At 63.1% G+C, this 10,631-nt stretch carries 10 protein-coding genes; 5 read left to right on the top strand and 5 right to left on the bottom strand.

All coding sequences use genetic code 11. The annotated features are described in order from the left end of the window. Positions 1-93: 93 nt before the first annotated feature. On the bottom strand, positions 94-2,598 hold the full coding sequence (locus tag KA184_15250; GenBank protein MBP8130933.1) for a response regulator: 2,505 nt from the start codon (positions 2,596-2,598) through the stop codon (positions 94-96). Between the two features lie 210 nt (positions 2,599-2,808). Here KA184_15250 and KA184_15245 point away from each other — a divergent pair, with 210 nt between their 5' ends. From KA184_15245 to KA184_15235, 3 genes are read left to right on the top strand one after another with little or no spacing between them, the layout of a single operon-like run. After that, positions 2,809-3,441 carry a hypothetical protein gene (locus KA184_15245; GenBank protein ID MBP8130932.1) on the top strand — a complete coding sequence of 211 codons (633 nt, stop codon included), beginning with the start codon at positions 2,809-2,811 and terminating at the stop codon, positions 3,439-3,441. 23 nt (positions 3,442-3,464) lie between these two features. Further along, complete coding sequence (locus tag KA184_15240) at positions 3,465-3,980, top strand: pentapeptide repeat-containing protein (GenBank protein ID MBP8130931.1); 516 nt, start codon at positions 3,465-3,467, stop codon at positions 3,978-3,980. Next, positions 3,977-4,537, top strand: coding sequence for an MBL fold metallo-hydrolase (locus KA184_15235; GenBank protein MBP8130930.1), 561 nt, complete (start codon positions 3,977-3,979; stop codon positions 4,535-4,537). Before KA184_15240 ends, KA184_15235 begins: the two co-directional genes overlap by 4 nt. Positions 4,538-4,596: 59 nt before the next feature. On the opposite strand, the gene KA184_15230 is transcribed toward KA184_15235, so the two are convergent. Both KA184_15230 and KA184_15225 read right to left on the bottom strand, forming a co-directional pair. Further along, positions 4,597-4,980, bottom strand: a complete 384-nt coding sequence (locus tag KA184_15230) for a HEPN domain-containing protein (protein ID MBP8130929.1) — start codon at positions 4,978-4,980, stop codon at positions 4,597-4,599. Then, positions 4,967-5,293 carry a nucleotidyltransferase domain-containing protein gene (locus KA184_15225; protein ID MBP8130928.1) on the bottom strand — a complete coding sequence of 109 codons (327 nt, stop codon included), beginning with the start codon at positions 5,291-5,293 and terminating at the stop codon, positions 4,967-4,969. The genes KA184_15230 and KA184_15225 overlap by 14 nt, the downstream gene beginning before the upstream one ends. Positions 5,294-5,523: 230 nt before the next feature. Here KA184_15225 and KA184_15220 point away from each other — a divergent pair, with 230 nt between their 5' ends. Both KA184_15220 and KA184_15215 read left to right on the top strand, forming a co-directional pair. Further along, positions 5,524-5,850 carry a nucleotidyltransferase domain-containing protein gene (locus tag KA184_15220; GenBank protein MBP8130927.1) on the top strand — a complete coding sequence of 109 codons (327 nt, stop codon included), beginning with the start codon at positions 5,524-5,526 and terminating at the stop codon, positions 5,848-5,850. After that, entirely contained in the window at positions 5,837-6,262 is a 426-nt protein-coding gene (locus tag KA184_15215) for a HEPN domain-containing protein (protein ID MBP8130926.1), read from the top strand. Before KA184_15220 ends, KA184_15215 begins: the two co-directional genes overlap by 14 nt. A gap of 312 nt (positions 6,263-6,574) precedes the next feature. Here the strand turns inward: KA184_15215 and uvrB are convergent, their stop codons facing one another. Continuing rightward, complete coding sequence (uvrB, locus tag KA184_15210) at positions 6,575-8,572, bottom strand: excinuclease ABC subunit UvrB (GenBank protein MBP8130925.1); 1,998 nt, start codon at positions 8,570-8,572, stop codon at positions 6,575-6,577. 6 nt (positions 8,573-8,578) lie between these two features. After that, on the bottom strand, positions 8,579-10,631 hold a 2,053-nt coding region (locus KA184_15205; protein ID MBP8130924.1), incomplete at its 5' end, for a bifunctional (p)ppGpp synthetase/guanosine-3',5'-bis(diphosphate) 3'-pyrophosphohydrolase.

Raw genomic sequence — 10,631 nt, 5'->3', positions numbered from 1 at the left:
CCTCTTCGCGCCGCGCGGTTTACGCCGGAACGGATGGCCGCGGCCGCGCTGGACGGGTATCGCCGGGCCGTCGAATAGGCCGCCGGGCGCCGCCTACGTCCTGCCCGGTTGCTTGGGGGTGCGTCCCGGCTCCGGATTGCCCAGCGCGCGGCGGATCGAAAGTGCGAGGTCCTTCGTGATAATCGGCTTTAGAATGAGTTCGCGGATGCCCAGGGCCTGCACCTCTTCCTCGGATATGGACTCGCTGAAACCCGTGGCAAGAATGACCGGAAATTCAGGATTCACGGCAAATATGCGCCGCGCCAGTTCCGCTCCGGACAATTCGGGCATGGTTTGGTCCAACAGCGCGAGTTGAAACCGCTCGGGGCCGTCAACGAAATCCTGCAGCGCGCTTACGCTGCTCGTGTACGAGGTAACCTGATACCCCAGTGCGCGCAGCATCTCGGTCCACATGCTGACCAGTTGTGCTTCGTCGTCGACCACGAGAATGTGCTCGGAGCCGCCCAGATCTTCGCCGATATCGCGCGGCGGCGGAGAGACCGTGCGATGGACCTGTGGCAGGTAGACGCGGAACTTCGCGCCGTGCCCGCAGACGCTTTCCGTCGTAATCACCCCGCCCATCGACGTCACGATCCCGTGTACGATGGCCAGGCCCATTCCCGTCCCTTCGCCAACGGGTTTTGTGGTGAAAAACGGTTCGAAAATGCGGTTCAACGCCTCCGGCGGGATACCGTGCCCCTTGTCGGACACCGTCAGCACCACATAGGAACCGGGGAGCAGGATGCCCTGCGGCGTGGTGGCGGGCCCGTCCAAGCGGAGGGACTCTACGCTCACCGTAAGCACTCCGCCTTTCTCGCGCATGGCGTGCTCCGCGTTCGTCAGCAGGTTCACGACCACCTGATGTATTTGCACGGGGTCGGCCAGCACCAGGCCACACTCGCGGTCGAGACTCACGTGCAATTCGATGGTCTTCGGCAACGTGGGGCCGAACAAGGCGATCGCTTCGTCCACCACTTCGTACATGTTTACCGGCGCCCGGTCTTCGTCGCTTTGCCGGCTGAACACGAGGATTTGCCGCACCAGTTCCTTGGCGCGGTTACCCGCCTTGAACACTTCCTCCAAGTAACGGCGATACGGAAAATCCGGGTCGGATTTCACAAGGGTCATCTCCGTGAATCCGAGAATCGAGGAGAGGATATTGTTGAAGTCGTGCGCGATGCCGCCGGCCAGCGTGCCTATGGCCTTCATCTTCTCCGCCTGGCGCAGTTGGGTCTCAAGTTTCTCTTTTTCCCGTTCAGCCCGGCGCCGGTCCGCGACTTCTTCTTCCAGCCGCTTGTTGGCGAGGGTCAGGTCCGCCGTGCGTTCCGCCACGCGGCGTTCGAGGCCTTCATGCGCCTTGCGCAGCGCTTCCTCCGTGCGCTCGCGTTCCTTGAACGCGCCCAGCAGTTCCGCGGCCGTCCGCAACACGCGCACTTCCTCGGTTCCCCAGCCGTCCTGCTGCCGGCAGTTGATGAACGCCAGAACACCCCGCCAATCGCCCTCCCACACCACCGGCAGCAACAGCGCGTTCCGCGCGCCCAAACGGCCCAGGAACGCCTGTTCTTCGCCGGTGGCCTGTTCCGCGCCGAACATGACCGTGCGGCCCGATTCCAGGACCTTGCGCCACGCTACCGCCTCGCCGCCATACCCGATGCGGCGCATCTCCTCTCCGCCCGGTAATTCCTGCAATCCGGCGCCGTGTGCTTCGCCGGCAAGCCGCGACCACAGCACCCCCTCCGGGTCCGGCGCGTTCTCATAGAACAGCACGTGCGCCGCCCCGGCCGCCATGCGCAGCAAGTCCAGGGCGTGCTCCAGCGCGCCCACCTTTGACGTTTCCGCCTGAAGCGTGTGCGAACACGCCGCGAGTCCCTCCTCGAAGCGCAAACGGCGCGCGAGGGACATTTCGGTGCGGGCCCGTTCCTCCAGCTCCACGTGTAACTGCTCGTTCCGCTGCGCAAGTTCGGCGGTTCGCGCCGTCACTTCCTCTTCCAGTCGGTCGCGCGCCGCTTCGAGTTCCGCCTCCACTTGTTCCCGCACGGCCACGTTCTGCGCAAGCCGCGCACGCTCCGCTTCGAGCCGCCGCCGGCCCCGCTCGAGTTCCAGCAGGGCATAGTACAAACCCGCTATCAGCAGCAAGGCGCCTGTGCCCGCTATGGCGTTTTCAAAAATCGTGTGCAAGGCGTTCTCTTTCCTCAGCCACGGAATGGACCGAAAGGCGTCAAACTCGTCCGCAATATCGCTGAGTTGAAACACCACCAGGCAGAGAATGCCCAACAGAAGCGCTCCGTGGACCAGCGGCGGCAGCCGCCGCACCATCGCGAAGACATACAGGAAAGAGGCCCCCAGCACACCCATTGCGAGCAATCCCGCAATATCCCGGCTGGCGCCGGAGATGTGCCCGGTTTGCACGGCGACCCGCCCCCCCACCTCCAGAAACCAGCAAACACCCAGCATCACCCCAATGGTCCAGATGTCCCGTCTCTCGTGGCCCAGGCCGGCACTGGCCGGCAGCGCAACGGCAGCGCCAGACGCGTCCGGGTTTGATGCCTTTTGCTGCACCCAGAGTAATCTCCGCTTATGCGATATTCGCCGGAAGCACCGGATTTTCCAGCGTTCCCCCGTGCGGCGTTCTTCATCGCCGCCACGACCGCCTAACACTACCACGTTACGGGGAACTTCGCAAGAACACACAGTATGTCTGAGACGCGTCGCGGGGTATGCGCGCGATTCCATCCGTTGGTACAATGCCTCCGCATGAGGAGCGCGGCCATGGGACTCTCCGTACGACAGGCCATCGAGGTATTGAAGGATGCGAAGGCAGGCTGGGTGCACCGGCGCGACGCGGCGGACGCCCTCGGCGAGGCGGCAGCCGCCGCCACGGCGGCGTTGACGGCGCATGCCAAGGACCCCGACACGGATGTGCGCGAAGCGGCGGCGCGCGCCCTCGCAACGGCAAAGGCGGGTCTCGCGGGTGTCAAGCCAAAGCCCGAGGGCGGCTACAGTCTCAAGCGCCTGGCGCGCGCGTGCGAAAAGACCGGCAAGCGCGCCGTGCGCGAGGACAAGGACGGCTACGCCATCGAAGTCGCCCTCAAGGAGGGCCGCCACCAGACGGTCTACCTGCGGCCTTTTGAAGGCAGCGACGGGCTCAAACTCGTGCGGTTGTACAGCTTCTGTTCCAAGAAGCCGGACGACGAAACCGCTACTTGGGCGTTGCGCATGAACGCCAAGCTCGGCCTTTGCGCGCTCGCCATCGTCCCGGCGGAAGACGGGGAAAGGCTCGCCTTGATCCGGTGTTTCTTGCACCGCGATGTGACGCCCGGGGACATCCGCGCGGCGCTCAAGGAAATAGCACTTTACGGCGACTGGCTCGAACAGCGCCTGACGGGTCTCGACGAATTCTAAGCTTTGACGCGGAGGTTTGTGCTGTGATGGAATCGAAGATTACGGCCGATGTCGAGCGCATTACAACCGTGAATGAGGGCGAGTGGCTGCCCGGCGCGCAGCTTGCCGGACGCATTCTCGATGGGGCGGACCTCCGGGCAAGACGGCTATCCGGCGCGAACCTCGAAGGCGCTAGCCTGCGCAAAGCGGACTTGCGCGGCGCGTTGCTGGACGGCGCAAACCTGCGCGGCGCCGACCTGAGCGGCGCGGACCTCGAACTTGCCGTGCTCGGATGCGCCGACCTCTCGGGCGCAAACCTGCGCGGCGCGAATATCAAGCGCGCCAATCTTGTCGGCGTGAAAGGACACAAGGCCGACTTCACCGGGGCCGATCTCTATTATTCACGGCCCGGCAACGCCGATTTCGAGGGTGCCTGCTTCCGCGACGCAAACATCCAGCGGACCATCTTCCGCCGCGCGAACCTGCGCAACACCGATTTCACCGGCGCGCGCGGCCAGGCCAACTTCGAGAACGCAAACCTGGAAGGAAGCCACCGATGATCTTCGGGCATTTCGTCATCGACGTGAACGAGGCAAACGCTTTTGTTATCGGCTGCGAAACGACGCGCGAGGCCTTGCTGGCCGATGTCGCCGACTTCGACCCGCGTATCGAGGCGTTCCTCGCGCGGCACGGCCTGCGCCTGACGGCCGTGTTCATCACCCACGACCACTACGACCATACCGGCGGCCTGCGCGACCTGCTCGCGAAGCACGACGTGGCCGTGTACAGCGGCAAAGGCCACGCGGGCGGCTGCAAGACCCGCACCGCGCGCCATGGCGACACCATCCGCGTCGGCAATCTCGAAGGCCGCGTCGCCGCGACACCCGGCCACACCGAAGAAGGGATCAGCCTCATCTTCCCCGGCATGGTCTTCACCGGCGACGCCCTTTTCGCCGGGTCCGTCGGCGGCACGTCGAACCCCCGCGACGCCCAACGCCAGGTCCAGGCCCTCCGCGAGCACATCCTCACCCTGCCCGGCGACTACGAAATCCACACCGGCCACGGCCCCTCCAGCACCGTCCTCATCGAACGCACGAGCAATCCGTTCTTCGTGTGAGAGGACCGCAGGAAAGAACAGGTGTCATATTTCATCGAGAGGAGAACCGCGTATTCTTCTTAGCTCAAGAGATGCATCACGCCGTCTACGAGCGCGCGAACATCACCGAGCAAGCGCTCCCGGTCCAGTGGTTCTTCCTCATCCGATAGTGCTTCGTAACGGAATCGGACCGCATAGGCGCTCAAGTCCGCAAAGTCCCAATAATCCTCGATATTGGCGCCGCATCCTTCAAGCTCGTGCAACAACATTGAAAGATCATGCGTAAACGGATGTGACCCCTGCAGATAATTCAGCCACGACTTCAGAGCTTTCTCGACTGCCTGTTGCGCATGAAAACCGAAAACGCGGTCGTCGAACGCTTCCGGATCCAGCATGTTCTCGAGCGCCTTGAGATCGCTCCTTGCTGCTGCGAGCAATTCCCGCGCGAGGTCATGCCCGGGCATAGAGGCGCCGCCCTTCCGCAAGGCTGGTGGCGATAATATGCCCCCGTACGTGCCGCCAACGCTCTGTTTCGGACCGGGTATAGACCAGGATATCCTTGCCTACGGGATATCGTGCAAGCCGCCGGTACAAATTGCCCGTGATACGCCTGCGCCGGAACCGCGTTTCCTCGGAATCCGGGAGCACGACCAGCAGGTCCACGTCCGAATCCGGACGAGCGCGGCCCTGGGCATGTGAACCGAAGAGAATGATCTCGTCCGGGTCCACTTCCTCGACGATCGCCGACGTCATCTCCTGCAGGAGCGATTCTTCCATATCCCGTGCGTCCCTTTTGCTCTCCCCCGTCAAAGAGAGAGTGTAGGCATGACACCTAGCGGTTTTCAATGGTCCTCAATTACGTTTACGGAACGCACCTCCGCCTACGTGATTTCGCGCCTGTCCCACACAACAGATGGGATAATTGACGGATTGAAGCTATGCTATGGGCTATGTCAAGGTAACGGTACGTCTGCACTGCGCAGCCGTTTCCAATCGAGGTTCGAGGAATGACCAAGCGAGCGACAGAAAGCGCCATCAATGCCATGGTGCGCCTGATCGTCGAACGGTTTCAGCCGGAGCAGGTCATCCTGTTTGGATCCCACGCGCGCGGCGATGCTGGACCGGACAGCGACGTTGACCTGCTCGTCGTAATGCCAGTCAAAGGCTCCAGGCGGGCGAAACAGGTTGAAATCCGGCTCGCGCTCCATGATATCCATCTGCCGAAAGACATCATTGTCAGCACGCCCGAAGAATTCGCGTGGCGCCGGAACGTCGTGGGCGCCATCGAAGAACCCGCGGTGCGCGAGGGCAAGGTTCTCTATGCACGGGTATGATGAACTCGTCGCTGTCGTCCGCGAGTGGGTAGTCAAAGCCGAAAATGACCTGAAGAACGCCGCCCATACCCTTAAGCCGGGACAGGATTGCCCCACGGATGCCGTCTGTTTTCACGCACAGCAATGTGTCGGGAAATACCTGAAAGCATTGCTGGTGTGGCGCTGCGTTCGATTCCCGAAGACGCACTGTATAGGGGCACTGCACAGTCTCGTCCGGTGGGATGGACGACCGGAAATCAGTCCCGAAGAACAGGAACGATTGACGGATTTCGCAACGTCCACGCGGTATCCTGATGTATATGAGTCCATTTCGTTGAACGAAGCGCACGAGGCGGTCAAGTTGGCGCGCCGCGTTCGCAGGGATATTCGCCGCTTGTTGCCGCGGGAAGCACAGGTGCGTAGGGGGCATTAATAGCCTATTGTGGCGAACCTCGCTTCACCCGTAACGGCCAGGAGACAGTTGATGCGTGTTTTCTGGGAAGTAACGGAGCAAGATATCATTCCCGAGTTCAACACCTCTCTGAGATTTCGTCGTAAGTCCTCGAAAAATGAAAAAGGGGACGTTTCCGTCCCCGGAGGAATCCTACTACCCGGACGATCCGGGGTTCAGATTCCATATTCACTATAACGTACGCGGCCCAGTTTTGCAGTACGCGGAAAATTTTCGCGGAAAGTCTTCGACCCCAAACGGCCGCGGCGATATCGCGAAAGATGTCGCCTTTCCTCACACCCCCGTCTCGAGCTGACGCCGTTCGAGGGCGCGGATGCGGTCGCGGAGTTCGGCGGCTTTCTCGAAGTCCATGCGGTCGGCGGCGTCTTTCATCTGTTTGCGCAGCTTGCGCATGGCCTTGTCGAGGTCCTGGAACGGCACGTATTCTTCGCGTTCTTCTGCGGCGATCGGCACGGTGACGTAGTCGCGCTCGCAGATATTCGAGAGGATGTCGCGGATGGATTTCTGCACGGATTTCGGCGTGATCTTATGCTTCTTGTTGTACGCGACCTGTTTCTTTCGGCGCCGGTTCATCTCATCGAGTGCGCGCCGCATCGAGCCGGTGGTCGTGTCGGCGTACATGATGACGCGCCCGTTCACGTGGCGCGCCGCGCGGCCGCAGGTCTGGATCAGGCTCGTTTCGGAGCGCAGGTAACCCTCCTTGTCAGCGTCGAGGATGGCCACGAGCGAGACTTCGGGGATATCGAGCCCTTCGCGGAGCAGGTTGATGCCGATGAGCACGTCGAACTTGCCTTCGCGCAATTGGCGCACGAGTTCGATGCGTTCGAGCGTCTCGATGTCGGCGTGCATGTAGCGCACGCGCACGCCGAGGTCGCGGTAGTATTCCGTGAGGTCTTCGGCCATGCGCTTCGTGAGCGTTGTCACGAGCGCGCGCTCGCCGCGCTCCGCGCGTTTCCGCAGTTCGTCGAGGAGGTTGTCCACCTGGCCGCCGGCGGGGCGTACCTCGACCTCCGGGTCGATGAGGCCCGTGGGCCGCACGACCTGCTCGACGACGAGGCCCTCGCTCTTTTCGAGTTCGTATTCGGCGGGCGTCGCGCTCACGTACACGACCTGGTTGACGCGCTGCTGAAATTCCCCGAAGGTCAGGGGCCGGTTGTCGCGCGCGCAGGGCAGCCGGAACCCGTATTCGACGAGCTTGTCCTTGCGCGAGCGGTCGCCCTTGAACATGCCGTTCACCTGCGGGATGGTCATGTGGCTCTCGTCGGCGACGAGCAGAAAATCGCCGGGGAAATAGCTCAGCAGCGTGTGCGGCGGCTCGCCGGGCATGCGCCCGTCGAGATGACGCGAGTAGTTTTCGATGCCCTGGCAATAGCCGATCTCGCGCAGCATTTCGAGGTCGAAACGGGTGCGCTGCTCGAGCCGCTCCGCGAAGAGGTGCTTGCCTTCGCTGCGCAGGGTCTTGAGACGTTCCTCGAGTTCGTGTTCGATGCCTTCGACGGCGCCGCGCAGGCTTTCGGCGGTCGTGGCATAGTGCGTGCCGGGGAAGATCTCCGCGCGGTGCAGCCGCCGCAATACCGTGCCGCGCAGGGGATCGATCTCGTGGAGTCCCTCCACGACGTCGCCGAAGAACTCGATGCGCACCGCGCGCTCGGCCTCGTGCGCGGGGAACACGTCCACGATATCGCCGCGCGCGCGGAACGTGCCCCGGTGGAAATCGAGGTCGTTGCGCGCATACTGCATCGCGACGAGGCCTTCGAGGAGCCGCTCGCGGTTGAGCGGCGCATTCTCCTCGATTTCCACGCGCATCTGGCGGTAGGTCTCGGGCGAGCCGATGCCGTAGATGCACGAGACGCTCGCGACGACGAGCACGTCGCGCCGGGTGAGTACCGCGCGCGTGGCCGCGTGGCGCATCTTGTCGATTTCATCGTTGATCGACGATTCCTTTTCGATATAGGTGTCGGTCGCGGGGACGTAGGCCTCCGGCTGGTAGTAATCGTAGTAGCTGACGAAGTACTCGACGGCATTGTTCGGGAAAAGCTCCTTGAACTCGCCGTAAAGCTGCGCGGCCAGGATCTTGTTGTGCGCGAGGACGAGCGTGGGCCGGTTCAGGCGCGCCACGACGTTCGCGACCGTGAACGTCTTGCCCGAACCCGTCACGCCGAGCAGCACGACGTGCTTGGCCCCGTCTTCCAGGTGCGCGGCGAGTTCCTCGATCGCCTCGGGCTGGTCGCCTGCCGGTTTGAAGTCCGACACCAGTTCAAATCGGCCCACGGCGCGTCACTCCTTCGGCGCAATCGGCCCGGACTCCACGTTGTCCAGGCGTAATCGCTTCGCCTCGACGACGCCCGGCACCGATTCCAGCGTGCGCAGGACCAGCCTGGCCGTATCCTCGTCCGGGGCCTGGTAGGCGAAATCGAGCCGGTATTTTCCGTTCTTGTACGAGGCGAACCCCGCCTTGACGATGTCCACGTTCAGCGGACGCAGCGCGTCCATCACGTCGGCGAGCACGTTCAAGCGTTGCGTCACGATCACGCGCGCGGCGCGCTCAATCGCGCCTTCCCCGGCCCACGAAGCGGCCAGGACACGGTCCGGGTCGCGCGGCGATTTCAGGAACACGCGGCAGTCCGCGCGGTGCACCGTAATCCCAAGCCCTTTCAGGACAATATAGGCGGCGAGCGACTCGCCAGGCATGGGATTGCAGCATTTCGCGAACTGGACCAGCATGTTGCGCGCGCCGTCGATCCGGATCATCTTGCGCCGCGTGGCCGCGTCAACCTGCGGCACGGCGCGGGCGGGCGCGGGCGGGCTGACGCGGCGCACGTGGGCGGGGCCGGGTTTCTCCGTTTCCTTTTCCGCGCGCGGCGGCTCGGCCGGCTCCATCTCGCCGATCTCGCGCAGGCGCTGCCGGATGCGCGCGCGCGCCTTGCCCGTGACCACGATTTCAAGCCAATCACGCGACGGGTTCTTGTTCTTCGAAGTGAGGATCTCGACTACTTCGCCCGTGCGCAGGTTGTAGGTCAGCGGCACGATCCGGCTGTTGACGCGCGCGCCGATACAATGATGCCCGATCTCCGAGTGGATGTTGTACGCATAATCGAGCGGCGTGGCGCCGCGCGGCAATTCGCGCACTTCGCCTTTCGGCGTGAACGCGTAGATGTAAGACGGGGAGAACTCGCGCGTGACGGTATCCAGGACCTCTTCCGGCGCGGCATCGTCCTTGAGCCAGCCGAACATCCTGCGCAGCCACGTCAACTGCCGGTCGAGCTCCTTGTCGCGCGCCCGCTCGCCTTCCTTGTAGATCCAATGCGCTGCAATGCCTTCGCGCGCCGTCTTGTCCATTTCTTCCGAGCGAATCTGGACCTCGAGCGGCGTCCCGTTCTCGCGCATGACGGTGGTATGGATGGCCCGGTACATGTTGTATTTGGGCACCGCGATATAGTCCTTGAACCGGCCCATCACCGGCGGCCACATGTCGTGCACGACGCCCATGGCCTTGTAACAGCCGTCCCGGTCCTCCGTCACGATGCGCACGCCCTCGATGTCCATGACCTCGTCGAACGTCTTTCCCTGCCGCTCCATCTTCTGGTAGATGCTGTAGAAATGCTTGGGGCGGCCCGAGACCCGCGCCGGAATCTCTTCGTTATGCAGACGCTCGTTCAAGAGCGCCAACACCTTCGCGAGGCGCGCCTCCCGGTCGCGCCGCTTCAATGCCACGAGCGCTTCGATCTCGCGATATTTTTCCGGGTGCAACTGCCGGAACGCGAGGTCCTCGAGTTCCCATTTCCACGCGGAGATTCCGAGGCGATCGGCGATCGGCGCGTAAATGCTGAGCGTTTCATGCGCATTCGCGATCCGGCGCGGTTTCTCGAGGTGGTCGATGGTGCGCATGTTGTGCAGGCGGTCTGCCAGCTTGATCAGGATCACGCGGATGTCCTGCGCCGTGGCGACCAGCATCTTGCGTATATTCTGCGCCTGCTCGATCTCGAGAGGCACATGCTTCTCTGCCCGGCTGATCGTGCTGATCTTCGTCACCGCATCGACCAGCGAGACGATCTCGGCGCCAAACTCCGCCAGCAGCTCCTCGCGCGTGACCTTGGTGTCTTCCAGAACGTCGTGGAGCAGCCCCGCCGAAACCGTCACCGGGTCCAGCCCGATGTCCGCCAGCGTAATCGCCACTTCCAGGCTGTGAATGACATAGGGCTCATTGCTGATACGCGTCTGACCGTGATGGGCCGCCGCAGCCCTTTCAAACGCGCGCCGCACCAGCGCCTCATCCTCTTCGCCCCGGTACCGTTTCTTCAGCAGCTTCCGTACCCGCGCAAACCGCCTT

The sequence above is a fragment of the Candidatus Hydrogenedentota bacterium genome, assembly GCA_018005585.1.
Lineage (GTDB): Bacteria > Hydrogenedentota > Hydrogenedentia > Hydrogenedentales > JAGMZX01 > JAGMZX01.
This window is presented reverse-complemented; position numbering and strand designations above follow the sequence as displayed.

Excerpts from the sequence above, each read along its gene's own strand:
- KA184_15235 (MBP8130930.1), top strand. The coding sequence starts at position 3,977 with ATGATCTTCGGGCATTTCGTCATCGACGTGAACGAGGCAAACGCTTTT.
- KA184_15215 (MBP8130926.1), top strand. The coding sequence starts at position 5,837 with ATGCACGGGTATGATGAACTCGTCGCTGTCGTCCGCGAGTGGGTAGTC.
- KA184_15225 (MBP8130928.1), bottom strand. The coding sequence starts at position 5,293 with ATGGAAGAATCGCTCCTGCAGGAGATGACGTCGGCGATCGTCGAGGAA.
- KA184_15230 (MBP8130929.1), bottom strand. The coding sequence starts at position 4,980 with ATGCCCGGGCATGACCTCGCGCGGGAATTGCTCGCAGCAGCAAGGAGC.
- KA184_15245 (MBP8130932.1), top strand. The coding sequence starts at position 2,809 with ATGGGACTCTCCGTACGACAGGCCATCGAGGTATTGAAGGATGCGAAG.
- KA184_15220 (MBP8130927.1), top strand. The coding sequence starts at position 5,524 with ATGACCAAGCGAGCGACAGAAAGCGCCATCAATGCCATGGTGCGCCTG.